Source organism: Thermodesulfobacteriota bacterium (assembly GCA_026415035.1).
Classification (GTDB): Bacteria; Desulfobacterota; BSN033; order BSN033; family UBA1163; genus RBG-16-49-23.
This window is the reverse complement of sequence record JAOAHX010000002.1, coordinates 17,623-41,953: the sequence shown is the minus strand read 5'-3', so window position 1 is coordinate 41,953 and position 24,331 is coordinate 17,623. Positions and strand designations below refer to the sequence as shown.

General features: G+C 56.4%; 19 protein-coding genes. 10 read left to right on the top strand and 9 right to left on the bottom strand.

All coding sequences use genetic code 11. From position 1 onward, the window contains the following. The first annotated feature begins 299 nt into the window (after positions 1-299). Positions 300-3,500 (top strand): carbamoyl-phosphate synthase large subunit, encoded by a 3,201-nt coding sequence (carB, locus tag N3G78_01670; protein MCX8116625.1) that lies wholly within the window; start codon positions 300-302, stop codon positions 3,498-3,500. 5 nt (positions 3,501-3,505) lie between these two features. Here the strand turns inward: carB and N3G78_01665 are convergent, their stop codons facing one another. The 3 genes from N3G78_01665 to nifU are packed head-to-tail and all read right to left on the bottom strand — an operon-like array spanning position 3,506 to position 6,577. Next, entirely contained in the window at positions 3,506-4,531 is a 1,026-nt protein-coding gene (locus N3G78_01665) for an NAD-dependent epimerase/dehydratase family protein (GenBank protein MCX8116624.1), read from the bottom strand. 22 nt (positions 4,532-4,553) lie between these two features. After that, entirely contained in the window at positions 4,554-5,738 is a 1,185-nt protein-coding gene (gene nifS / locus N3G78_01660; protein ID MCX8116623.1) for a cysteine desulfurase NifS, read from the bottom strand. Continuing rightward, positions 5,735-6,577 (bottom strand): Fe-S cluster assembly protein NifU, encoded by an 843-nt coding sequence (gene nifU, locus N3G78_01655; GenBank protein MCX8116622.1) that lies wholly within the window; start codon positions 6,575-6,577, stop codon positions 5,735-5,737. The genes nifS and nifU overlap by 4 nt, the downstream gene beginning before the upstream one ends. Before the next feature lie 445 nt (positions 6,578-7,022). Here nifU and N3G78_01650 point away from each other — a divergent pair, with 445 nt between their 5' ends. Further along, positions 7,023-7,301 carry a hypothetical protein gene (locus N3G78_01650; GenBank protein ID MCX8116621.1) on the top strand — a complete coding sequence of 93 codons (279 nt, stop codon included), beginning with the start codon at positions 7,023-7,025 and terminating at the stop codon, positions 7,299-7,301. Between the two features lie 94 nt (positions 7,302-7,395). Further along, positions 7,396-7,617 (top strand): hypothetical protein, encoded by a 222-nt coding sequence (locus N3G78_01645; GenBank protein ID MCX8116620.1) that lies wholly within the window; start codon positions 7,396-7,398, stop codon positions 7,615-7,617. Between the two features lie 62 nt (positions 7,618-7,679). Here the strand turns inward: N3G78_01645 and N3G78_01640 are convergent, their stop codons facing one another. The 4 genes from N3G78_01640 to N3G78_01625 form a co-directional block, all read right to left on the bottom strand. Next, positions 7,680-9,458, bottom strand: coding sequence for an acyl-CoA dehydrogenase family protein (locus N3G78_01640; GenBank protein ID MCX8116619.1), 1,779 nt, complete (start codon positions 9,456-9,458; stop codon positions 7,680-7,682). A gap of 57 nt (positions 9,459-9,515) precedes the next feature. Next, a complete protein-coding gene (locus N3G78_01635) occupies positions 9,516-10,697 on the bottom strand; it encodes an acetyl-CoA C-acyltransferase (protein ID MCX8116618.1) in 1,182 nt (393 codons plus the stop codon). A 32-nt stretch (positions 10,698-10,729) separates the two neighbouring features. Then, on the bottom strand, positions 10,730-13,135 hold the full coding sequence (locus tag N3G78_01630; protein MCX8116617.1) for a 3-hydroxyacyl-CoA dehydrogenase/enoyl-CoA hydratase family protein: 2,406 nt from the start codon (positions 13,133-13,135) through the stop codon (positions 10,730-10,732). 82 nt (positions 13,136-13,217) lie between these two features. Then, entirely contained in the window at positions 13,218-13,814 is a 597-nt protein-coding gene (locus N3G78_01625) for a TetR/AcrR family transcriptional regulator (protein ID MCX8116616.1), read from the bottom strand. A 442-nt stretch (positions 13,815-14,256) separates the two neighbouring features. Between N3G78_01625 and N3G78_01620 the strand changes: the two genes are divergently transcribed. The 3 genes from N3G78_01620 to N3G78_01610 all read left to right on the top strand — a co-directional run bounded on the left by N3G78_01620 (position 14,257) and on the right by N3G78_01610 (position 15,859). Further along, positions 14,257-14,532: a hypothetical protein gene (locus N3G78_01620; GenBank protein ID MCX8116615.1), complete on the top strand. Its 276-nt coding sequence runs from the start codon at positions 14,257-14,259 to the stop codon at positions 14,530-14,532. Positions 14,533-14,782: 250 nt separating this feature from the next. Further along, positions 14,783-15,349: a hypothetical protein gene (locus tag N3G78_01615; protein ID MCX8116614.1), complete on the top strand. Its 567-nt coding sequence runs from the start codon at positions 14,783-14,785 to the stop codon at positions 15,347-15,349. Between the two features lie 99 nt (positions 15,350-15,448). Continuing rightward, a complete protein-coding gene (locus tag N3G78_01610) occupies positions 15,449-15,859 on the top strand; it encodes a DUF3617 domain-containing protein (GenBank protein MCX8116613.1) in 411 nt (136 codons plus the stop codon). 17 nt (positions 15,860-15,876) lie between these two features. Here the strand turns inward: N3G78_01610 and N3G78_01605 are convergent, their stop codons facing one another. Then, positions 15,877-16,962 (bottom strand): trypsin-like peptidase domain-containing protein, encoded by a 1,086-nt coding sequence (locus N3G78_01605; protein MCX8116612.1) that lies wholly within the window; start codon positions 16,960-16,962, stop codon positions 15,877-15,879. Positions 16,963-17,028: 66 nt separating this feature from the next. Then, positions 17,029-19,521: a heavy metal translocating P-type ATPase gene (locus N3G78_01600; GenBank protein ID MCX8116611.1), complete on the bottom strand. Its 2,493-nt coding sequence runs from the start codon at positions 19,519-19,521 to the stop codon at positions 17,029-17,031. Positions 19,522-19,659: 138 nt separating this feature from the next. Here N3G78_01600 and N3G78_01595 point away from each other — a divergent pair, with 138 nt between their 5' ends. The 4 genes from N3G78_01595 to N3G78_01580 all read left to right on the top strand — a co-directional run bounded on the left by N3G78_01595 (position 19,660) and on the right by N3G78_01580 (position 24,322). After that, positions 19,660-19,863 carry a cytoplasmic protein gene (locus N3G78_01595; GenBank protein ID MCX8116610.1) on the top strand — a complete coding sequence of 68 codons (204 nt, stop codon included), beginning with the start codon at positions 19,660-19,662 and terminating at the stop codon, positions 19,861-19,863. A gap of 307 nt (positions 19,864-20,170) precedes the next feature. Then, complete coding sequence (locus N3G78_01590; protein MCX8116609.1) at positions 20,171-22,018, top strand: PEP-utilizing enzyme; 1,848 nt, start codon at positions 20,171-20,173, stop codon at positions 22,016-22,018. Between the two features lie 81 nt (positions 22,019-22,099). Continuing rightward, on the top strand, positions 22,100-23,164 hold the full coding sequence (locus N3G78_01585; protein ID MCX8116608.1) for a phenylphosphate synthase subunit beta: 1,065 nt from the start codon (positions 22,100-22,102) through the stop codon (positions 23,162-23,164). 144 nt (positions 23,165-23,308) lie between these two features. Next, positions 23,309-24,322 carry an AIR synthase family protein gene (locus tag N3G78_01580; protein MCX8116607.1) on the top strand — a complete coding sequence of 338 codons (1,014 nt, stop codon included), beginning with the start codon at positions 23,309-23,311 and terminating at the stop codon, positions 24,320-24,322. The last annotated feature ends 9 nt before the right edge of the window (positions 24,323-24,331 follow it).

Here is a 24,331-nt window from a genome sequence, read left to right as displayed (position 1 = left end):
TGTATCGACGCTTGCGGTCCCTGAAGATCCACTCCAACCCGGGAGGGAGAAGACCTCTTGTGACCTTCCCGCCCTTCCGATGTCTCTTTTCGCCATCTTTCTCAAAAAGACGAGGGACACTCGATCTTTAGGACTCCCCTTCTGGCCAAACCCGCGCTTTAAATGGACCGAAAGGTTCTCTTCTCCTTTCCTCGCCATGGCCTTTTTTCCTTGACATCAGGGTGGAGGTAAACTATAAAATTGGCCAAAAAATTAAGTGGATATGATCCTCTTCCCAAATTTTTACGAGGAGATCCTTTATGCCTAAACGGGACGATATCAAAAAGGTGATGATCATCGGTTCAGGTCCCATCGTCCTCGGCCAGGCCTGCGAATTTGACTATTCCGGAACCCAGGCGTGTAAGGCCCTTCGGGCACTGGGCTACGAGATCGTCCTGGTCAACTCCAACCCGGCGACGATCATGACCGATCCGGGAATGGCCGATGTCACCTACATCGAGCCCCTCAATCTCCAGAGGATGAAGGAGATCATCGAGAAGGAGAGGCCCGATGCCCTGCTTCCCAACCTCGGTGGACAGACCGGGTTGAACCTCGCCTCCGAGTTGAAGCGAGAAGGCGTCCTCGACCAGTACGGGGTGAAGGTGATCGGCGTGGACATCGATGCGATCAAACGGGGCGAGGACCGTCTCGCCTTCAAGGAGACGATGAGCAAGCTCGGGATCGAGATGCCGAGGAGCAAGATCGCCTACAGCGTGGAGGAGGCCGAGGCGATCGCTGCCGAGCTGGGATATCCGGTGGTGATCCGGCCCGCCTATACTCTCGGTGGGACGGGCGGCGGCCTGGTCTATAACATCGAGGAACTAAGGGTCGTGGCCAGCCGCGGAATTTCGGCGAGCCTGGTGGGGCAGATCCTCGTCGAGGAGTCGGTCCTGGGATGGGAGGAACTGGAGCTCGAGGTGGTCCGGGACTCCAAAAATCAGAGGGTCACGGTCTGCTTCATCGAGAACGTGGATGCGATGGGCGTCCATACCGGAGACTCTTTCTGTACCGCGCCCATGCTTACCATCTCCCCCGAATTACAGAAACGACTCCAGAAATATGCCTACGACATCGTGGAGGCCATCCAGGTGATCGGGGGCACCAATATTCAGTTTGCCCACGACCCGGTCACCGGACGGGTCGTCGTCATCGAGATCAACCCGAGGACCTCGCGCTCCTCCGCCCTCGCCTCGAAGGCGACGGGATTTCCCATCGCCCTGGTGTCGGCCAAACTGGCTGCGGGCCTGACCCTCGACGAGATCCCGTACTGGAGGGAGGGGACCCTGGAAAAATATACCCCCTCCGGAGATTATGTGGTCGTGAAATTCGCCCGTTGGGCCTTCGAAAAGTTCAAGAACGCCCAGGACAGATTGGGCACCCAGATGCGGGCCGTGGGCGAGGTGATGAGCATCGGAAAGACCTTTAAGGAGGCCTTCCAGAAGGCGATCCGCTCCCTCGAGATCGGCCGCTACGGGCTGGGCTTTGCCAAAGATTTTCATCAGAAGACGCTCGAGGAGCTGATGGACCTCCTCACCGAGCCCTCGAGCGAACGCCAGTTCATCATGTATGAGGCCCTGCGGAAGGGGGCGACGGTCGAAGACCTCTACAGGAAGACCTACATCAAACCCTGGTTCATCGAACAGATGAAGGAGCTGGTTGAGCTCGAAGAGGAGATCCTCAAATACAGGGAAAAGACCCTGCCCGATGAGCTGCTGATCAGGGCAAAGAAGGACGGCTTTGCGGATCGCTACCTCTCCCAGCTCCTCGGGATCCCGGAAAGGAAGATCCGGGAAAGAAGGATCGCCCTCGGCGTGGTCCAGGGCTGGCAGGCCGTGCCGGTGAGCGGGGTCGAAAATGCGGCCTACTACTACTCCACCTACAACGGGCCCGATCAGGTGCCGGTCAGCTCCCGGCCGAAGGTCATGGTGCTGGGAGGAGGGCCGAATCGGATCGGACAGGGGATCGAGTTCGACTACTGTTGCGTCCATGCCGCCTACTCCCTGAGGGATGAAGGGTACGAGACGATCATGGTCAACTGCAACCCCGAGACGGTCTCCACCGATTACGACACCTCGGACAAGCTCTATTTCGAACCGCTTACGGTGGAGGACGTTTTAGCCATCTATGAAAAGGAGAAGCCCTTAGGGGTCATCGTCCAGTTCGGAGGGCAGACCCCGCTCAACATCGCCAACGAACTGGCCCAGGCCGGGGTCAACATCCTCGGCACCTCGCCCAAGACGATCGACCTCGCTGAGGACCGGGGTCGCTTCCGGAGGATGATGGCGAAGTTGAAGATCCCGATGCCCGAATCGGGGGTGGCAAGCAACTTGAAAGAGGCCCTCAAGGTCGCTGAGAAGATCGGCTACCCCCTGATGGTAAGGCCCTCCTATGTCCTCGGCGGCAGGGGGATGGAGGTGATCCACGACGAGGAGATGCTCCAGGAGTACGTGGAGGCCGCCGTCGGGGTGACGCCGGAGCGGCCCATCCTGATCGACAAGTTTTTGGAGAATGCGATCGAGACCGAGGCCGACGCCCTCTCCGACGGGGTTGACGCCTTTGTCCCCGCCGTCATGGAGCACATCGAACTGGCGGGGGTCCACTCCGGCGATTCCGCATGCGTCATCCCCCCCATCAGCATCCCGCCCAGACATCTCGACACCCTCTACGAATATACGAAACGGATCGCCATCGAGCTGAAGGTCGTCGGTTTGATGAACATCCAGTATGCCATCGCCGGGGATCGGGTCTACGTCTTGGAGGCCAATCCCCGCGCCTCCCGCACCGTGCCCCTCGTCTCGAAGGTCTGCAACCTCCCGATGGCCCGTCTGGCCACCCAGATCATGATGGGGAAGAAACTGAGCGCCTTCAACCTCAAGCCCAAATTCATCCGCCACTTCGGGGTCAAGGAGTCGGTCTTTCCCTTCAATATGTTCCCCGAGGTCGACCCCGTGCTGGGCCCGGAGATGCGTTCCACCGGCGAGGTCTTGGGTCTGGCAAACACCTTCGGCCTGGCGTTCTTCAAGGCCCAGGAGGCGGCCCAGCAATTCCTTCCCTTCGAGGGGACGGTCCTCATCACCGTTTCCGAGAGGGACCGACCGGCGGTGCTCGAGGTCGCCCAGGAGATGGTCAGGCTCGGCTTTAAAATTAAGGCCACCGAGGGAACCCACCGGTTTCTGGCGGACTACGGGATCGAATCGGAGAAGATCCTGAAGATGCACGAGGGCCGGCCCAATATCGTCGATGCGATCAAAAACGGCGAGATCCAGCTCGTCATCAATACGCCAAGCGGAAAACTGAGCAAGGAGGACGATTCCTACATCCGGAAGACGGCGATTCGGTATAAGATCCCCTACATCACCACCCTGGCCGCCGCCATCGCTGCGGCCAAAGGCATCGCCGCGGCCAGGCAGGGCAAAGGGGGGGTCCGATCCCTCCAGAGCTACCACGCCGAGATCCGATAGGGTCTTTAAGCAGGCGAGATCCTTTTGGATGATGGGAGATAACCCGCCTCTCTCAACCACTCTTCGGTTCGCTTCATCCCTTCCTCGAGGGAGAGGCGAGGTTCATAACCCAGCTCCCGTCTTGCCTTTTCGATGCTGAAGCAGGACTGACGAGTGAGATACCGAATGGCCTCCCGTGAGATTTTGGGAGGCCTGCCAGAAAATTTGGCTCTGATCTCCATCCCGAAGGCAATGGCCTTGCCGAGCCACCCGGGGACCGATCGGAGGTTCGGCTTTCCGGCCATCCGGCCGTAAAAACCAAAGAATTCCTTCCAGGTGACCGGGTTTCCATCGCTGATCAGGTAGGCCTGACCCACGGAGCGATCGTTCTTCGTTGCGGCAAGCACCGCATCGATGAGGTTATCGATATAGACATAATTGCAAAGGCCCCTTCCCCCGTCGATGAGGATCATCTGGCCCGATTGAATCAGTTTGATAGGCCGGAGCGTCCACGCGTTGGAATGGGGTCCATAGACATTGGCGGGTTGGATCACGACGACAGGAAGCCCCTTTTCTCGATAGGCCTCCCAGACCGCCTTTTCGGCCTCGATCTTCGTATCGCAATAGGGATTTCCGCAGGGTTGAAAGGGGGTCTGTTCATCGACCCGGCTCGGAGGGTTCATCCCGTAGACCGCCACGCTGCTGAAGTGGACGAACCTCTTCACGCCCGCTTCCTTTGAAACCTTCAGGAGATTCTTCGTCCCTTCCACATTCGTTCGATAGAATACCTGCCGGTCCCCGGTCTCCCGGACCATGGCCGCACAATGGAAGACGAGATCGCATCCCCTGACCGCCTCCCTCAATGAACCCAAGTCGTTCAGATCGGCCTGGACGATCTCTAAAGGAAATGGTCTCAGCCGGTCTGCCTTGGTGGGGTTTCGAACCATGGCACGGACACGAACGCCCTCTTCTGCGGCCAGCCGCTCCGATAGACGACCTCCGATGAAGCCGGTGGCACCGGTGACCAGCGCAGTCATTCCCCGGAGTTCCATCAGATTCCCCTGCCTTACGGGATCATGCAGGTCTGCCCTGGGACTTCAGATAGTCCTTCCAGAAGGGAGAGATGTCCCGAAGTCTTTGGATGATGGGAGGCAGGTGCTCAATGATGTAGTCCATCTCCTCTTTCGTGTTATAGATGGAGAGGCTGAACCGGATGGAGCCGTGAGCGGCCGTAAACGGAACGCCCATGGCTCGCAGGACATGGGAAGGTTCGAGGGAGCCCGAAGTGCAGGCCGATCCCGAAGAGGCACAGATGCCCAGATCCGAAAGGAGAAGGAGGATCGACTCTCCCTCTACATATTCAAAGCTGACGCTCAAGGTATTGGGAAGGCGGTTGGTGCGGTCACCGTTGACCAAGGTGTTGGGGATCTTCTCGAGGATCTTGGCCTCGAGATAATCCCTTAATGCCCTCACCCTCGTATTCTCCTCCTCGAGGTGCTTCTTGGCCAATTCGCAGGCCTTGCCGAGGCCAATGATGTAGGGGACGTTCTCCGTGCCCCCGCGTCGCCCCTTCTCCTGATGTCCGCCGATGATGTAGGGAGAGAATTTCGTTCCTTTACGAATGTAGAGCACGCCGATCCCCTTCGGCGCATGGAGTTTATGGCCGGAGATGGAGAGCATGTCGACGGTGGACTTCTTCATGTTGAGGGGGATCTTGCCCGCGGCCTGGACCGCATCGGTGTGAAAGGGAATGCCTTTGGCCTTGACGATCTGGCCGATCTCTTCGATCGGAAAGATCACCCCCGTTTCGTTGTTCGCGTACATGATAGAGACCAGGGCGGTATCGTCTGTCAGGGACTCCTTCAGCTCATCGAGGTCGAGCCGTCCCTCTCGATCGACCCGAACCTCGGTCGTTCGATAGCCCTTCCGGCTGAGCGAGGTGGCAACGTTCTTAACCGCAGGATGTTCCACCCGGGAGGTGACGAAGTGGCGCTTCTCCGGATAGGAATCGAGGGTCCCGAAGATGGCCGCGTTGTCGCTTTCGGTTCCGCAACTCGTGAAGACGATCTCTGAGGGATCGGCCCCCAAAAAATCGGCCACCTGCTCCCTCGCCTCGTTCACCTTCTTCTGGACCTGGCCCCCGAAGAAGTGCATGCTCGAAGGGTTCCCGTATAATTCGGTAAAATAGGGAAGCATCGCCTCCACCACTTCGGGGGCGACCCGGGTTGTCGCATTGTTATCCACATAAACAGTCTTCACGGCCTGACCTCCTCCACCACGATCTCGTCGCTGACGAACTCCCGAAGTTTCGATTCGACGTACTGCTTCAAGGTGACCTCAGAGCTGGGGCAGAAGGAGCATTTCCCCCTCAAGGCGACAAAGACCCTGTTCCCGTCCACATCGATCAACTCCAGATCTCCCCCATCGGCCTTCAGGGCGGGAATGATCTCCCTCCCCAGGGTCTCCTCAATCAATTTGATCTTCTGGATATTGGTCAGTTTCTTCCTTTCGGGCTTCGGGCCCACCCCTTCCTTCTCCATCTCTTTCCGCACCTTTTGGATGAGGGCCTCGATCTTCGGGTGGCACTGGGCACATCCGCCCCCTGCCTTCGTGTAATAGGTGACCTGTTCGACGGTCCTGAGGTCATTCTCCCGAATCGCCCTTGTAATCTCCCGGTCGGTCACACCGAAACATCGGCAGACGATCTCGAAGTCTTCCTTGGCGATCTTCTGCCCCCGATAATTGGCGATGGCCAGTTCAAGGGCTTCCCGGCCCATGACCGAACAGTGCATCTTCTCTTCCGGAAGCCCCCCGAGGTAATTGGCAATGTCCTGGTTGGTCACCTTCTCAGCCTCTTCAAGGGTCATCCCCTTGATCATCTCCGTAAGGGCTGAGGAGGAGGCGATGGCGCTGGCACAGCCGAAGGTCTTGAATTTTACCTCTTTAATCCTTTTGTTCTCGTCCAGTTTGAAGGTGAGTCTCAAGGCATCGCCGCAAGCAAGAGAGCCTACCTCACCCACGCCGTCCGGATCTTCCACCTCGCCCACGTTTCTCGGATTGAGAAAATGATCCTTAACCTTATCCGTGTAGTCCCACATAAAAGATCCCCCTCTCGATTAACCATTATAAGTTCAATCCCGTTAGATCGTCAACCCTTCCAAAAACCCTCCTTCGAAGGGCTTAAGGCCCGATCCCCAAAAGACCTCGAACCTCCCCGGCCAATGCCCGATGCCTTCCCAGAAATCGACACTCCTTAAGGATGAGCTATGTGTATAAGAAAAATTTTCAGGTGCATAATTTTTTTATTCAAATTTTTTATAATTATATCGAATGGTTACAAAAATTTAGGAAATCGTCAGGCCCTCTTCCTGTATATTTTTTTTATTTATTTTTCGAAAGCCCCTTTTAAAGGTCCTGGGGACTGTCTGGATAATCTTTAAAAATCCATAAGTTATATTAAAACAGCCGAAAATATTAACGTTGGCATTCTTAATGCTATATTGAGGGCGAAGTGACAAAACCAATTCAAAGGAGGAGATGAAGATGAGAGCGAAAGAGATGTTAAAAGCAGGGATGGTCGGAGCGGCGATGACCCTTCTAACAACCCCGGCCTTTGCAAGAACCATCGAATTGAAAGAGGCGGGGCCAACCCTCTGGATCTTCGTAGCGATCGGCGCGGTGATCGTCCTCATGCAGCTGATCCCAGCAGCCATCCTCTTCTTCAGCTTCATCGGAACGACCGCCACCATGGCCTTCAAGAAAAAGGCGTCTGAGGAAGAGGTGACGGTCCCGGGGCTTGAGCCCGTTGCGGTGAAAAAGTAAGGACTGAGGGCCTTCCATCAAAAATAGACCCGCTTCCTCGAAGGTGGTTCAGGTGGATTCTGAAAGGCCAGTTTTGGAGTGAAAGGAGGGGGTCATGAATATCAAATTGAGCGCAGCCAATATTGTCAGTATCATCATTCTGATGTGCATCCTGACCGCGATGGTCTCTATTGCGGTGATGCAGGTGATCCGGACAGTGGATGAAATCGGCCCCAGTATCTACATCGTGGGCGGGGCCGTCCTGTTGGTAGGGACGCTGATTCCTCTGATGCTCCTCGTCCTCGTCAAACACCTGAAGAAATATAGTCAAGATTAGGGAGGGGGAGCATCCCTCCCCCTGAATGTAACCGGGCCTGCGACTCCGGGGCCCATGGTTCATCAAAAGGGATATCTTCCCACCTTCACCGTGTAATCCGCGATCGCCCTTCTCAAGGCGATGGTATTCACGGGGGTGAACCGGGTGAGCTTCTTCAGGGCCGAAAGCTGGGTCCGGAGCGTATCTCCTTCCGCAATGGCAGAAAGGGCCTGTCGCGCATAATCTTCGACCCGGTTGAACCCGTCATTCACGTAGACCTGGACCATGGCCTTCTGGATCTTGGCCCTTTCCTCATCCCCCCTCTCCATCGTCTTGAGGGCCCTCAGCAAGGCGCTCTCCATCGCAAAGACCTCGATGACGATGTCGCTGATCAGCCCCAGGATCTCCTGCTCCTCCGCCAACTTTGCCATGTATTTCTGAACGGCGGCCCCTGCCACGAGCAGGCCGATCTTCTTGGCCATCTCCACCATCTCCTTCTGCATGGTGAGTTTTCCGTCGTCCGTATCGATCTTGGGCCGAAGGGTGAGTAACTCGCCTGCCACTTTCTGGGCCGCGGCCAGCACGGGGAGCCGGTTCTTCATCGCCCGTTTGGTCAGCATATCGACGATGAGGAGCCGGTTGATCTCGTTCGTCCCTTCCCAGATCCGGTTGATCCGGTTGTCCCGGTAGCCCCTTTCGATTTCATAATCGTGGATATAACCATATCCGCCGTGGATCTGAAGGGCCTCGTCCACGATATAGTCGGCCATCTCGGAGGAATAGACCTTGTTGATCGAATCCTCGATGGCATACTCTTCGATCCCGTTGGCCATCTGGATGCCGGCATCCTCGGCGTTGTGATCGATCTTCTGAAGGATCCGGTCGATCAGGGCTGCGGTCCGGTAGACCATGCTCTCCGTCGTGAAGGTCCGGATGGCCATCTCCGCGATCTTATGCTTGATCATCCCGAACTCGGCGATCGGCCTGCCGAACTGGACCCTCTGCTTGGCATAGGTGACCGCGCCTTGGAGGGCATACTTGGAGGCCCCCAGACATCCTCCGCCTAACTTGAACCGGCCGATGTTGAGCGTGTTGAAGGCCACCACGTGCCCCCTCCCGATCTCTCCCAGCACATTCTCCACCGGCACCTTGGCATCGGTGAAGATGACGCTCCGGGTGGAGGACCCTTTCATCCCCATCTTGTTCTCTTCCTCGTCGAGGGAGACGCCCTCGAACTTCCTTTCGACGATGAAGGAGGTGAACTTCGTCCCGTCCACCTTGGCGTAGGTGACGAAGAGATCGGCGAATCCAGCGTTGGAGATGAACTGTTTCTGTCCGTTCAGGATATAATATTTCCCATCGGGGCTGAGCACCGCGGTGGTCTTGGCATTTAGGGCATCGGAGCCTGCCTCCGGTTCGGTAAGGGCATAGGCGGTGAGGATCTCCCCCGTGGCGATCTTCGGAAGATAACGTCGCTTCTGGTCTTTGTTTCCGAAGAAGATGATGGGAAGAGAACCGATCCCCGTGTGAACCGCATAGGCGGTCATGAAAGAGCCTCCTCCCTGGGCCAGCTTCTCCATTAGGAGGATGATGCTCACCTTATCGAGGGCCTGCCCTCCGTACTCTTCTGGAATGTCCCCGGAGAGGAATCCCAACTCCCCGGCTTTCTTGAGAAGCCCCGGAAGCAATCCCTCCTTTTGGGTCTCGACCTCCTCCTTTACGGGCTCCAGCTCTCCGGTGACGAACTCCATGGCCGCCTTGCCGATCAACCGTTGCTCCTCGCTGAACTCCTCCGGGGTAAAAACGTCCTGAGGAGAAATGGATTCGAGCAAAAATGACCCTCCCTTTATGAAGTCGTCCATAAGTCCCTCCTTCAAAAAAATTCCAAAGTCGAATTCCGAAACCTCGGTCCCCTGTCCTCACTCCGTTCTCTCGAAGATCCCGGCCGCTCCCATCCCTCCACCGATGCACATGGAGACCAGACCGTAGCGCACCTTCCTCCGCCGCATCTCGTAGAGGAGGGTGGTGGTGAGTTTGGCCCCCGTGCATCCGAGGGGATGGCCCATGGCGATCGCCCCGCCATTCACATTGACGATATCGAGATTGAGACCCAGCTCCCTCACCACATAATAGGCCTGTGAGGCAAAGGCCTCGTTCAGCTCGATCAGGCCGATATCCTCCAATTTTAGACCGGCCTTTTTCAGCACCTTTGGAATGGCATAGGCCGGACCGATGCCCATCACCTCCGGAGGAACCCCGGCAACGGCAAAGGCCCGAAAGACGGCCATTGGTTTGACGCCAAGGGCCTCTGCCCTCTCCTTCGACATCAGGACCAGGGCCGCGGCCCCGTCGCTCGTCTGGGAGGAGTTTCCCGCCGTCACCGTCCCTTTGGCCTTGAAGACGGGTTTCAAGGCGGCCATGGCCTCCAAGGAGGCATCGAATCGAACCCCTTCGTCCGTATCGAAGATCACCTCTTTGACGATGACCGTGCCGTCCTCTTTGACCTCCTTCACCTTTGCCGGGACGGGGAGGATCTCCTCCTTGAACTTGCCTTCTTGGATGGCCTTGGCCGCCTTCTGGTGGCTCAGGAGGGCAAAACGATCCTGCTCTTCCCGGGTGATGCCGAACCGCTCCGCCACGTTCTCCGCGGTCAGTCCCATCGAGGTATAGACCTGAGGATAATGATCCACGAGATAGGGATTGGGAGAGGGGGTTAACCCCATGATGGGCACCTGGCTCATAAACTCCACGCCGCCGGCAAGCATCACATCGGTCGCCCCGACCATGATCTCGTAGGCTGCCGTGGCAATGGCCTGAAGGCCAGAGGAGCAGAACCGGTTCACCGTCTGCCCGGGCACGGTATAGGGAAACCCAGCCCGCATGGCCAGCACCCGGGCGAGATTGAGCCCTTGATCCGATTCCGGAAAGGCGCAGCCGATGACGATATCGTCCACGTCTTCCAATTTCAGCCCAGGGACGCGATTGACCGCCTCGCGGATGACGAGGGCGCCCACATCGTCCGGTCGCGTATCTTTGAGGGTCCCCCTGGGGGCTTTCCCTACCGCCGTCCTGACCGCCGAAACCACCACCGCTTCCCTCATAAAACCCTCCCCTTCAAAAGAGAATTTCCTGTTCAATTCCGGAGCGGTTTTCCTGTCTTCAACATGTATTCGATCCGCTCCTGCGTCTTGGCCTCGCCGCAGAGGCTCAGAAAGGCCTCCCGTTCCAGATCGAGGAGATACTGTTCGGTCACTTCGGTTCCATCCGGGAGATTGCCTCCCGACATGATGTAGGCTACCTTCTTGGCAATGTGCTCGTCGTATTCGCTGATATAACCTCCTTCCCTCATGTAGAAGAGGCCCATCTTCATCAAGGCCAGGCCCCTCTCGCCCATCACCTTGATCTTCTTTGGCCGCGGGGGGCGGTAATTCTCCTTAACCAACTGGAGCACGGTCTGTTTGGCGTCGTGGATCAAATAATCCCGGTTGATGGAGATCCGATCGGTGGGCCTCATATAGCCCAGTTTCTGGGCCTCCTTGGCGCTCGTCGACACCTTGGCCATGGCCACGGTTTCAAAGGCCCGCCTCACAAAGGGAAGGTGATCCGCATCCACCTCTGGAGGGATGTGCTCGATCGACCTGAGGAGCATCTCCTTCGTCCCTCCGCCGGCCGGGATCAACCCCACCCCCACCTCGACGAGACCCATATAGGTCTCCGCAGCCGCCCGAATGGCGCAACAGGCCAGGCAGATCTCGCATCCGCCGGCCAGGGTCATCCCGAGGGGGGCTGCCACCACGGGCTTTTCAAAATACTTCACCGCCATCAGGGCGTCCTGGAAGGCCTTGACCATCAGGTCGATGTCGTCCCAGTTCTCATCCTGAATCTCAAAGAGGAGGAGCATCAGGTTGGCCCCGACCGAAAAGTTTTCGGCCTGATTGCCGATGACCAGGCCCTCGAACTTCTCCTCGACCTCCTTCAGAGCGTCCCGGATCATCTGGATGGTGTCCGCGCCGATGGTATTCATCTTCGAGTGGAATTCGAGGCAGGCCACGCCATCGCCCAGGTCGATGAGGCTTGCCCCTGGGTTGGAAAGGACGGTCCTCTGCCGCTCCTTCAGGCTGGAGAGGAGAATGATCTCGGGCTTCTCTTCGAGAATTTGATATTGTCCCCTTCCGAAGTCGAAATAAGAGACACGGCCCTCCTTCTTCTCGTAAAAAGAGGAATACCCCTTACCGAGGAGCCTCTCGACGAGCGGAGGGATGGCCTCCCCTTCCTTGGCCATTCGTTCGACCGATGGCTTCAAGCCGATGGCATCCCACTGTTCGAAGGGCCCCAGTTCCCAGTTATATCCCCATCGCATGGCCCGGTCGATGCTGACGATGTCATCCGAGATCTCGGGAGCTTTCTCGGCCGCATAGAGGAAGGTCTTCTTCAAGATCTTCCAGGCAAGCTGTCCGCCGCGATCCGGGCTGTTGACCATCGTCCTCAGCCGCTCCCGAACGTCCTCGATGTTTTTGCAGGCCTCCACGGATGGGAAAGTGACCTTCTTCTGAGGGCGGTACTCCATCTTTTCATAATCGAGCACCAGGGTCTCCTCTCTTCCTCTCTCCTTGATCCTCTTATAAAAACCCTGTTTGGTCTTCTGACCCAACCACTGGTTTTTGATCATCTGTTCGATGAGAGGGGAGGGTTTGAAAAACTCTTTCTCCTTCTCGTCCGAGAGGTTCTCATAGAGGTTCTTGGAAACATGGGACATGACATCGAGGCCGACCAGGTCGGCCAGTTTGTAGGTCGCCAGCTTGGTCCTCCCGATGGCCGGCCCGGTGACCTGATCGATCTCCTCGATGAGGTAGCCTTCCTCCATCGCGATCCTCATCGTCACGGCACCGGCAAAGGCGCCGATGCGATTGCCGATGAAATTGGGCGTATCCTTTGCGAAAACCACGCCCTTGCCCAGCATCTTCTCCCCCACCTCGGCCATCTGCTGGAGGACCGCTTTGGAGGTCGATCGGGCAGGGATGATCTCAAGAAGCTTCATGTAACGGGGAGGGTTGAAGAAGTGAGTCCCCAAGAACCGCTCCTCGAAATCGGAGGGAAACCCCTCGCACATCTTCTGGATGGAGATGCCGGAGGTGTTGGAGCTGATCACGGTCCTTTCCTTTAAGAAGGGGAGCGCCTTTCTGAAAAGCTCCCTCTTCAGGTTGAGATTTTCGACGATCGCCTCGATCACCCAGTCGGCCTCCGAGATCCACGAGAGATGGTCCTCGAAGTTGCCCACGGTAATCAGCTCGGCATCCTCTTTGAGGTAAAGAGGGGCGGGTTTGATCTCCTGGATGTTCTTCTTCCCCTGGATGGAAAAACGGTTTCTGAATTCGGGGCTTTCGGTCGTCAGCCCTTTTTTCTTCTCCGCTTCGCTGAGCTCCGATGGGACGATATCGAGCAGGAAGGAAGGGATCCCCACGTTGGCCAAATGGGCCGCAATCGCACTGCCCATCACCCCTGCTCCCAAAACCGCCGCCTTTCTGATTCTCTGTCTCATCGTTCCACCCCTTTTTTAAATTGTCGAAAAATTCCTGCGATCTCGTAGGACTTCGGGACCCGAAGCTGGAGGAGAAGGCCCCTTAGGGGCTCCCCCCTGACTCCGAATGCTTTGCCCCTACCCCTTGCAAAATGAATTGGATGAACTCGTTGATCTGGTTCGTTCCGACAGGAGTGGCGATATTCGGCCTTCCGTAGGTAAATCCTTTAAACAGCAGGAAGAGGAAGTGGCCGACGACCCTTGCGTCCATCCTTCGGAAGGCACCCTTTTCGATCCCCTCCTTCAAGATGGAGGTGAAAATCTCCTCGATCCCCTTTTCGATGATATGGGGTTTATCTTTGAGAAAGGGCGCGTAGAACCCGGAGGCATCGTTCAAGACGTTCACGATGAAAGGGTTCTGTTCCAGATATTTATTGGACAACCGGATATAGGTCTGAAGTTTCTCGGCGGGGCTGGAAATCTTGCCGATCTGGTTCAGGATGGCCTTCCTCACCGAAAGGGCCTCGAACATGAGGAGTTCTTCGAGGATTTTGGCCTTGTTCTCGAACTCCTGGTAAAGGGTCCTTTTGGAGATTCCCGCGTCCTTGGCAATTTCATCGACGGTCGTCTTGTTGAACCCGAAACGCTCAAACCTCTTCTTCGCAAGATTTAAAATCTGGGCCCTCTTCTCCGATTCCATAAAAAACGGAAACCTGTCTCGGTTTTTCAGTTTTCTACCATTAACCCGATTGGGTTGTCAAGTTTTTATTAAAAACTTATAGTTTTGGGCCCAAACAGAAACCCCCTTATCTGTTTTAGGAGGTTTAAAGTTACAATTTGTTTAAATTTTCAATAAGTTAGACATCCCCCCTCAGGAGGCCCACGAAAAATTAAAAAAACCCGGTCCCCCGTTTTTCGAAGGAAGGGAGAAAACTCAAATACTCGATCCGTTTATCGGTTCATGTTCCGAGGAGAGGGTCGGCCTTTTTCGGCAAGGGGATCGCAACGTCCCATTTGACAATCCTTGGTCCCTTTGATAATTCTTTGATAACCAAAAATATAGGGCCTTTGGGGTGACCTCCCCGGGAAAGGGGCCAAAAGGGAAACAGACCTTACTCAAAGGAAGAAAAGGGAAGAAGGCGGTGAAGAAGATCTTTTGGTTACCCCTCGTTGTGCTGATGGCTCTCGTTCTTCCTCCTCTCACCACTGCCCAGAGTTTCAAGGAAGGGCTATGGGAGATCACCGGCAACACCTTTCATTGGAAGGTCGAGTGCAGGGACAGGGAAGGGGTGATGACCGTCGTTGGGAGGATTACCTATCGAGGAAACACCTTCGAGGGGGATCAAGAGGTCCGAGAGAATGGGGAATCGATCACGAAGGCCAAGTTCTCGGGAAGGTGGATCGGCCCTTGTAAGTAACCTTTGCTACCCGAAGGGGATTTGGGACGTAAAAAAGGGGATCACCCTCTCCATACTCTTCTTCTTATGGCCTTGGATCTGGGAATATCCCGCCTTGGCCCAAAAATCCTACGCCCCCCCTCCCGGAAACCCCGAGCGAAAAGCGATCCTCGAGGCCTTGAGAGAAGGGTTGAAGCGGGATCCGGTCAAGAAAGAAGGGTCTTTATTCCTTTATGGGAAAATTCCCCAAGAGGCCTCCGTAAACTTCCTTGTGGATTACATCAAGATCAAGGAGGATTGGGCATGGGTCGAGGCGAGGGGGAAGGATTACGATGCGGACCTATTTGCCCTCCTTTTAAAAAAAGAGAAAAAATGGACGATCCAGGGGATGGTGGATCCCAGAATCTATCCCTGCCCCGATTTAGGGGAATGTCATCATATTGGCCAGTTCATCTACAAAAAATTTAAGGAGAGATTCCCCTCCGCCCCGGTCGAAATCTTTCCGGAGGAACATCCGGAATGCAGAGCCATCCTTATCGCTTTGAGGGAGGGCCTAAAGGCCCACCACCCCGGATCGATGCATTTCATCGTCCGGTATCTCAAGGTGAAAGAGGGATGGGCATGGGTGGAGACAGATCCGAGGGTTTCAGAAAAGATTTTGGAACCCCTCGACGCCCTCCTCCAAAAGGTAGGGGGGAAATGGCAGGTAAAGGATATTAGACCCTGTTGTGGCGATTGTGAAGAGGATCCTTATTGTGCGAAACGGATCTACCATAAAAAACTGATCCGGTTGTTTCCCTCCGTCCCAAAAGAGATATTCCCGCTCCAAACGAGATGAGGGTTCACGGGGCAGGAAAAGACCCTCCTTTTTAGAGGGGAGTCTTTCCGCTTGAGGAAGAAGGCGGATTCCATATCCATTCCGAAAGGAGGAAAGGGGATGAAGAAGGTCGGTCTGGCGCTGGTGATGGGGTTAGCGGTCCTGTTCTTAGGGGGTATGACCTCCGCCCAGAACATGAAGGAGGGTCTCTGGGAGATCACGATGACGATGGAGATGCCGGGGATGCCCGTGAAGATGCCTCCCCAGACTTCTTCCCATTGTCTGACCAAAAAGGACATGGTCCCCCAGAAGGCTGAGCCCGGGCAGGAGTGTAAATTGATCAAACATGAGGTGAAAGGAGACACGGTCACCTGGCTGATGGAGTGCAAAACGAGGGAAGGAGCGGCCACTTTTGACGGCAAGGTCACTTACAAAGGAGAGACCTTCGACGGCCTGATCAAGATGAAGCAGGGGGGCATGGAGATGACCCAGAACCTCAAAGGCAAATGGGTCGGAAAATGTCCCAAATAAGAGAGAGGCGTGCTCCTTTACCTCCTCCTCGGCCGCTCGCCGAGGGTGACCTTCACATCTTCAAATCTTCCTTTCCGTAGCACCCTGAGGGTGACCGTCTCGTTCGGTTTCTTCTCGCGGATGAAGCGGATCAGTTCGTCATGGGATCGGATTTCCTGTTGATCGGCCTTGACGACCACGTCGCCCCCGATCACGACGATCATGTTCCCCACCTGGACCCTCTGGGTGCCTCCCTTTAATCCAGCTTTATCCGCAGGACCCCCCTTGACCACCTCTGCGATCATCGCCCCCCGTTCGACGTTTAACTTCAAATATTTGGCCACCTCGGGGAGGAGCGGCTGGATGGTAGCCCCGATCCAGGGATAGGAGACATACCCTTTGGCGATCAACTCCGGGATCACCTTCTTGGCCGTGTTGACCGGGATGGCAAATCCGATGCCCACGCTTCCGCCGGAGGGGCTGATGATGGCCGTGTTGATCCCGATGACCTCTCCATCGGAGTTGAGCAGGGGACCGCCGGAATTGCCAGGGTTGATGGCCGCATCGGTCTGGATCACATCTTCGATCATCGTCCCGACCTCGGATCGGATCGTCCGGCCCAGGGAGCTGATGACCCCTGTGGTCAGGGTCCTTTCGAATCCGAAGGGATTCCCGATGGCCAGTACCTTCTGCCCGATCCTCAAGTTCTTCGAATCGCCCATGGGAACCACCTTCAACCTCTCCCGGGGAGCCTCGATCTTGATCACGGCGAGGTCGTTATCCGGGTCGGAGCCGATCAATTTGGCAGGCCACTTCGATCCATCGGCGAGGGTGACCTCCAGTTTCTGGGCGTTGGCCACCACATGATGATTCGTCAAGATGTGGCCCTTTGTATCGATGATCGTACCGGAGCCCGACCCCTGTGCCGGAAAGGGGTTGAAGAAGAAATCGAACTGGACGGCGATGCTGGTGATATTGACCACGCCATCGGCCGCCTTCTCATAGACCGCGATATTGTTCTTCTCATCTTCGGTGATGGAGAGGGCTGGCCTTCCGAGGGCGAGCAATGCGAGGAGTAGGATGGAAAGGGTGAGAATTGTTTTCTTCGACCTGTCAAGACCCATTTGAGATCCTCCTTTCGATTCCTATGAGAGCGATTGGTTGTCCTAAGGATCGATCCCTTTCCTTCTTCAACGAAGGGGCGGCTTAAACCTCCTCAATCTCAAGGCATTCGAGACGACCGTCACCGAGGAGAAGGCCATGGCCCCGGCGGCCAGGATGGGGTCGAGGAGGATCCCGAAGAAGGGAAAGAGCGCACCGGCAGCCACTGGGATGAGGACCGTGTTGTAGGCAAAGGCCCAGAAGAGGTTCTGCTTGATGTTTCGGACAGTGGCCTTGCTGAGGGCAATGGCCGTGGCCACACCCCTTAAATCCCCTCCGATGAGGGTGATGTCCGAGGCCTCGATCGCCACATCCGTTCCGGTACCGATGGCCATGCCCACATCGGCTTGGGCCAGGGCAGGGGCATCGTTGATTCCATCGCCCACCATGCCGACCTTCCTTCCCTCGGCCTGGAGCCTTCTCACCTCTTCGGCCTTCTTCTCCGGAAGAACTCCGGCAAGGACCCGTTCGATACCCGCCTGACGGGCGATGGCCAGGGCTGTCCGTTCATGATCGCCCGTCAGCATCACGACCTCCAGACCCATCCGCTGTAACGAAGAGACAGCCTCCTTCGAGCCTTCTTTCAGGGTGTCGGCTACCGCTATCAGGCCCGCCGCCTTACCGTCCACGGCCAGAAACATCACCGTCTTCCCCTGTCCGGAGAGGGTTTCCCAATGCTCCTTCCATCCGTTGAGCCCGATCCCCCTCTCTTCCATCAACCGCATATTGCCGAGGATCACCTTCTTGGAGTCGATCATCGCCTCGATGCCATGACCTGCGATGGCCTGAAAGTCCACCGGATCGAGGAGGGTCAATCCCGCCTCGTTCGCCTTCTGCAGGATTGCCCCTCCAAGGGGATGTTCTGACCTCCTTTCGGCAGAGGCCGCCAGGGTCAGTATCTCTTTCTCCGAAAAGGGTGGAGAGGCCACGATGTCGGTGACGGTCGGAACCCCTCGCGTCAACGTCCCTGTCTTGTCCAGGACGATGGTGTCGAGCCGCTGGGCTGATTCGAGGGCCTCTGCCCCACGGATCAATATCCCAAATTCTGCCCCCTTTCCCGTCCCGACCATGATCGAGGTGGGAGTGGCCAGACCGAGGGCGCAGGGGCAGGCGATGATCAAGACGGCGATGGAGTTGAGAAAGGCATAGGTGAGGGCCGGAGGAGGGCCGAAAAGGGACCAGAGGATGAAGGTGAGGAGGGCGATGGCGATGACGATCGGGACGAAATAACTGGCGATCACGTCGACCAGCCGGGCGATCGGAGGCTTGGACCCCTGGGCCTCCTGGACCAGACGGATGATCTGAGCCAAAACCGTCTCCTTCCCCACCCGGGTCGCTTCAAAGACGAAGGTCCCTGTTTTGTTGATCGTCGCACCGATCACCCGGTCCCCGATCTTCTTTTCGACGGGCAGAGACTCTCCTGTCACCATCGACTCGTCCACGGAGGAGTGGCCTTCGATGACGACCCCATCCACCGGGATCTTCTCCCCGGGGCGGACCACGATCCTGTCACCCACAATCACCTCGCCGACCGGAATGTCTCTTTCCATCCCGTTTCGGACCACACGGGCGGTCTTCGGCTGAAGGCCGATCAATCTTTTGATCGCCTCTGAGGTCCTTCCCCTGGCCCTCGCCTCGAAGAATCTTCCGAGGAGGATGAGGACGATGATGGCCGACGAGGTATCGAAGTAGACTTCAAGCCTCAGGCCTTCGACCATGATCCAATGGGAGGCAAAGGTGACGACAAGGCTGTAGAGATAGGCGGCCGAGGTTCCCACCGCGATCAAGGTGTTCATATCGCTCGTCTTGTTCCGGATCGCCTTCAAGAAACCGACATAAAACTGCGCCCCTGCCCAGAACTGAACAGGCGTGGCAAACAGGAACTGGAGGAAGAAGTTCATCTCCCTCTCGAGGCCCAGCCTTCTCTCAAGGATCCCCGCTCCATACATGAGGGCCAGGATGGGAACGAAGAGGGCGGCCCCCGCCCAAAACTTCCTTTTCAGCCTGACCAGTTCGGCTTCCCTTTCAAGCCTCTCCCGTTCGAGGAGGTCTTCTTCTCCCAAACCTGAGGCCTCCCGGTCGGTCTCCACCACCCGATAACCGAGCGCAGCCACGGTATCTCTCAGATCCCGGATCGAAACGGTCCCGGGGAGGAATTCGAGGGTCGCCCTCTGAGTGGCGAGGTTGACGTTGACCGAGAGGACCCCTTTGACCGCACGGAGTCCCTTTTCCACCCGGCTGACACAGGAGGCACAGGTCATGCCCTGGATGGGTAGGGTGATCTTCTCCACCTTTGCGCTGTAACCAAGGTCTGCCACCTTCTGAATCAAGGCAGGGATCTCTATTTTGCCTGGATCGAAGAAGACCGTTGCCCTCTCTGAGGCAAAATTGACCGTGGCCTGGGATACCCCTTCGAGGCTGGCCAGTCCCTTTTCAATCCTCGCCGCACAACTGGCACAGCTCATGCCTGCGATGGGAAGATCCACCCGCTCAAGCTTGCCCTCCGGATCACCCGTTCTCACCGGACCTCCGCATCGAGCCACCCCTCTTTTCCATCTTCGTCTCCTCCCGTCCAACGATCGGGGAGAATCCCCTCTGAATCATCTTTAACGTATTTTGAACAGATTGCCAACCAAACCCAAATTTTTTATAATTTTGCTATGAGACCATCCAATTTCGAAGAGTTCGAGGCGACCTCTCTATACTGCCCGAGGTGCAAAAGGGCGGTTCCGGTGCGAAAGAGACTCCTTCTGGTCTTGCCCGAGGGCGACGAATTCGAATACCTCTGTGCCTACTGTTCTTCCTCCGTCGGGACCAAGATCGATAAGAACGCCCCCCAGATCGAGCTGGTCTTGAAACCTTAAGCCCCTCCCGATCGAGCCTTCTACAAAACCATAGGTAATCCACTTATAACAAAAATTTTGTTGACAAATCTTGTCAGTAGGAAGATAATGCTATGACAGCGCTCTCAAGAACCCTTATTCCCTTCCTTTGCCCAAGGTTCCCTTCGATGAGCGATGGTGGCAGTAAATAGGGGGATAGGCCTTTCACGATAACATCCTTTGAGGGGGGAAATCTCTTTTTAGAAAGGAGGTGAGGAGAGAGAGGTTCCCAAGTCCCAAGACCACCCTACTCATGGTCTGCAAATCCATTCGATAAGGAGGGGCAATTATGGCAAACACCAAAAGTTTCCCAATGCCATTGGAGCTGGAACTGCCGAAGGAACTGGAAGGTTGGGAGGAGATGTATCCCCCTTACTATCTGTTCAGCAAAGAGAGAAAAGAGTGGGAGGAAAGCCATTTCTGGTTCCAAGACAAGATCCATGCCCCTGAGGCAATGTATCCCCTTGATCTCATCTTCCACGAAGCCTGGCAGATCGCCTTGTCCCAATACACCACAAGGGTCTTCTGCATCCCGCCAGCTCAGGGCATCGCTCAGAGGATGGTCGGTTGCTATATGTACATCACCCCTGTCGCCCCCCCGCCACAGGAGATCATTGCTGAAAAAGCAGCCCTCTTTCAGAAAAGGGTCTTTTATGTATTCGACCATTATGATGCCCTCTGGGGGTTATGGCTAAAAAAATTCAGGGCCTTGGGTGAGGAGATGGCCAACATCAAGGTCCCCAAAGAGTTCCCCAAGTTCGAGGACGATGATACGGTCTTTCCTGAACCCAAGGGCTTCTATACCTCCTACGAACTCATCGATGCCTGGGACAGGCTGGTCAACCTGATGATTAAAGGCTGGCAGTTCCACTTCCAGTATCTCAACCTCGCCTATCTCGCCTATCTCCTCTTCGCAGACACCTGCCGGAAGCTCTTCCCCGGGATCGCCGAAAGCACCATCGGGAAACTGGTCGCCGGAGCCTACGTCCAGATGTTCCGTCCCGAAGAAGAGTTGGGCAGACTGGCCCGCATCGCCGCGGCCATCCCCGAGCTGTCCAAGATCCTAAAGAGCGATCTGTCGGTCGAAGAAAAGATCGCCGCCCTCCGCCAGTCTGCCGAAGGCAGGGACTGGTTGGTTGAATATGAAAAAGCGAAGGATCCCTGGTTCTATGTCTCCTGTGGAAGCGGTTGGTTCCACTATGAGGGGAGTTGGATCTCCAAACCCGAAATCCCCTTCGGATACCTGAAAAGTTACATCGAGAGAATCGAGAGGGGAGAGAGGATCGAACGAGACCTTCCAGGGATCGACAAAGAAAGGGCGGAGCTTGCCGAACAGTACCGCAAATTGATCAAAACGGATGAGGACAGAAAATCCTTTGACGACACCTACAAGGCAGTCCGGACGATCTATAAATACGCTGAAGACCATCTCTTCTGGGTGGAGCACTGGCTCCATACGATCTGGTTCGAAAAGGTGAGGGAATTCGGAAATGTCCTCGTCAAATACGGGATCCTGAAAGAACCCGATGACATCTATCTGTTCAACCGGTTCGAAGTCCCTTATCTCATGGAAGATCTGGCCACCACGTGGGCCCTGGGAGAAGGGGTCCCCTCGGGAGGCGCCTACTGGCAGGCCAAGGTGGAAAAAAGGAAGAAGATCTTGGAGGCAGCCAAAAAATGGACGCCGATTCCGGCCCTGGGAAAGCCACCGGAGGAGGTGGCCGAACCTTTCACCATCATGCTCTGGGGGATCACGACCGAAAAGGTCCAGGAGTGGCTGAAGGGGGTGGCCGTCGTCCCGGCCGAGGTGACCGAACTCAAAGGATTCGCCTCCTCGGCAGGGGTGGTCGAAGGGACCGTTCGGGTCGTCAAGCGTCTCGAAGAGATCACCCTGGTGGAACAGGGAGAGATCCTGGTCTGCCCGACGACGAACCCAGCCTGGGCCCCGGTCTTCACCAAGATCAAGGCCTCCATCACGGACATCGGAGGGATCACCAGCCACGCAGCGATCGTTTGCAGGGAGTATGGCGTCCCATCGGTGACGGGCACGGGAATCGCCACTTCCGTCCTCAAGACAGGCGACACTGTAAGGGTGGATGGAAACACAGGGATCGTAAAGATCCTGAAGCGAGCGTAACGAACCTCGGTTTGAGGGTTGAGGTCGGAGGTTGGGCATCTCCCAACCTCCGGCCAAACCCCTATCATTCAGGAGTTTGCCATGCCCTACACACTTTGGTTCGATAAGGCGGGGAAGGAGGCCATCGCCCTCGTCGGAGGGAAAAATGCCAGCCTGGGCGAGCTGATCCGGGCCGACATCCCGGTCCCCCCTGGATTCTCGGTGACCACAGAGGCCTACCTCGATTTTATCACCGGCAGTCTCAAGGAAGAGATTGAAAAGATCCTTGCCCGCGTCAATTTACAAGACGTGGCCTCCTTGGAAGAGGCAAGCCAGGCCATCCAGGGGCTGATCGCCAACACCCCCTTCTCCCAAAGGATGACCGAAGAGATCGCCTCCAATTACGAGGCCCTGGCCAATGTGTTCAACACGCCCGACCTTCCGGTCGCCGTTCGCTCGAGCGCCACGGCAGAAGACCTACCCGGGGCGAGCTTCGCCGGTCAGCAGGACACCTTTCTCTGGGTCCGTGGGATCGACGAGGTGCTCAAAAAGATCAAGCAATGCATGGCGAGCCTCTTCACTCCAAGGGCCATCTCCTACCGGGTGAAGATGGGCTTTCCGCACGAAAAGGTTTTGATCAGCGTGGGCGTCCAGAAGATGGTCGATGCCCGGTGTGCTGGGGTGATGTTCACCCTTAATCCCCTCAACGGAGATCCCTCCAAGGTGGTCATCGAAGGCAACTGGGGATTGGGAGAGACGGTCGTCGCAGGTCTCTGCAATCCTGACAAATTCGTCGTCGATAAGGTGACCCTGGACCTGGTGAAGGAGATCTCTTTAAAAGAGACCGAATGCGTCTTCGACCCTCGAAGCGGAGGGGTCATGCACCGAGACATCCCTCCCGATCGGAGAGAGATCCCCTGCCTCGCGGACGAGGAGGTCCTCGAGCTGGCACGATATGCGAAGAGAATCGAAGACTATTATGGAGGCGCCCAGGACATCGAGTGGGCCATCGACCGCCAGAATCCCTTCCCTTTCAACATTTATATGGTTCAGAGCCGGCCGGAGACGATCTGGAGCCAGAAGAAGAAAGAACCGGTGCTCGGAAAGAAGAGCGCCTACGAGCTCCTGATGGAGAAGGCATTGTCCACTATAAAAATAAACCTTTGACGTCTTCTGCTGAAAATCGAGGAGAGGGCCTTATCCACCGGCCAGGCCCTCTCCTGTTGACTTCTTCCCGCCCAACCCTCCCTTGCGGTTCCCGCTCGATCTGTTTTAATGTTTTACCCAAACTTAAGGTGGGAATCCGCCTCCATGTTGGAGCCCGGCAAACTTCCATTGACTCTTCTCAACAAGGTTCTGAAGCGATACTGTCGCCTCGATCCCACGGTCGTCTTAGGACCCAAAATCGGTGAAGATGCCGCGGTGATCGATCCGGGACCGGGATCGAAATATGACTGGGTCTTCACCTCCGATCCCATCACCTTCACCACGGAAGAGATCGGCTACTACGGCGTCGTCGTCAACCTCAACGACATCGCCACCCGCGGGGCCACTCCGAAATACTTTCTGGCGACCCTCCTCTTTCCGGAAAAGGGGACGGACCCTAAAGTCGTCCAGGAGGTCTTCCGCCAAATCTCCCAGGCCTGCCGCCGTTTTGGTCTCTCCTTCATCGGAGGCCACACCGAGATCACCCCGGGGTTGGATCGGATCATTCTCTCCGGCCACATGATCGGCGAGGTCCCAAAGAAGAGACTGGTTCAAACCAGCGGGGCAAAACACGGAGACCTCCTCCTCATGGCCAAAGGCGTCTGCATCGAAGGGACATCGATCATCGCAAGGGAGAAGGGGGCGGAGTTGATGGCCAAGGGGTTCCGCTCCTCCCTGATCCGGAAGGCGAAAAACTTCATCTTCGATCCCGGGATCGACGTCCTTCGGGCGGCCCAGATCGCCTGCCGTTCTGCCGAGATCCATTCGATGCACGACCCCACCGAGGGCGGGCTGATCAACGGGATCGTAGAGATGGCCATGGCTTCGGAAAAGACCTTCGAGGTCGACCTCCAGGAGGTCTTCGTCTATCCCGAATCCCAGGCGCTTTGCCAGGCCTTCGGCATCGACCCTTTAAGGACGATCGCCTCCGGGTCGTTGCTCCTTACGGTTTCGCCGGAAGATTACGCCGGAGTTCAACGGGCCTTCGAGAAGGCCTCCATCCCCATCCGTGTGATCGGGAAGGTGAGGCGAGGCCCCGGCCGGGCCTTGGCCCTTGGAGGAGGGAAGAAAAGGGAACTCGAGGCCGTCTCCCGGGATGAGATTTTGAAGATCTTCTGAGGAAAGGAA

Excerpts from the sequence above, each read along its gene's own strand:
- N3G78_01585 (MCX8116608.1), top strand. The coding sequence starts at position 22,100 with ATGCCCTACACACTTTGGTTCGATAAGGCGGGGAAGGAGGCCATCGCC.
- N3G78_01640 (MCX8116619.1), bottom strand. The coding sequence starts at position 9,458 with ATGGACGACTTCATAAAGGGAGGGTCATTTTTGCTCGAATCCATTTCT.
- N3G78_01650 (MCX8116621.1), top strand. The coding sequence starts at position 7,023 with ATGAGAGCGAAAGAGATGTTAAAAGCAGGGATGGTCGGAGCGGCGATG.
- carB (MCX8116625.1), top strand. The coding sequence starts at position 300 with ATGCCTAAACGGGACGATATCAAAAAGGTGATGATCATCGGTTCAGGT.
- N3G78_01595 (MCX8116610.1), top strand. The coding sequence starts at position 19,660 with ATGAGACCATCCAATTTCGAAGAGTTCGAGGCGACCTCTCTATACTGC.
- N3G78_01645 (MCX8116620.1), top strand. The coding sequence starts at position 7,396 with ATGAATATCAAATTGAGCGCAGCCAATATTGTCAGTATCATCATTCTG.
- N3G78_01665 (MCX8116624.1), bottom strand. The coding sequence starts at position 4,531 with ATGGAACTCCGGGGAATGACTGCGCTGGTCACCGGTGCCACCGGCTTC.
- N3G78_01625 (MCX8116616.1), bottom strand. The coding sequence starts at position 13,814 with ATGGAATCGGAGAAGAGGGCCCAGATTTTAAATCTTGCGAAGAAGAGG.
- N3G78_01630 (MCX8116617.1), bottom strand. The coding sequence starts at position 13,135 with ATGAGACAGAGAATCAGAAAGGCGGCGGTTTTGGGAGCAGGGGTGATG.
- nifU (MCX8116622.1), bottom strand. The coding sequence starts at position 6,577 with ATGTGGGACTACACGGATAAGGTTAAGGATCATTTTCTCAATCCGAGA.
- N3G78_01590 (MCX8116609.1), top strand. The coding sequence starts at position 20,171 with ATGGCAAACACCAAAAGTTTCCCAATGCCATTGGAGCTGGAACTGCCG.
- N3G78_01605 (MCX8116612.1), bottom strand. The coding sequence starts at position 16,962 with ATGGGTCTTGACAGGTCGAAGAAAACAATTCTCACCCTTTCCATCCTA.
- N3G78_01635 (MCX8116618.1), bottom strand. The coding sequence starts at position 10,697 with ATGAGGGAAGCGGTGGTGGTTTCGGCGGTCAGGACGGCGGTAGGGAAA.
- N3G78_01580 (MCX8116607.1), top strand. The coding sequence starts at position 23,309 with ATGTTGGAGCCCGGCAAACTTCCATTGACTCTTCTCAACAAGGTTCTG.
- N3G78_01610 (MCX8116613.1), top strand. The coding sequence starts at position 15,449 with ATGAAGAAGGTCGGTCTGGCGCTGGTGATGGGGTTAGCGGTCCTGTTC.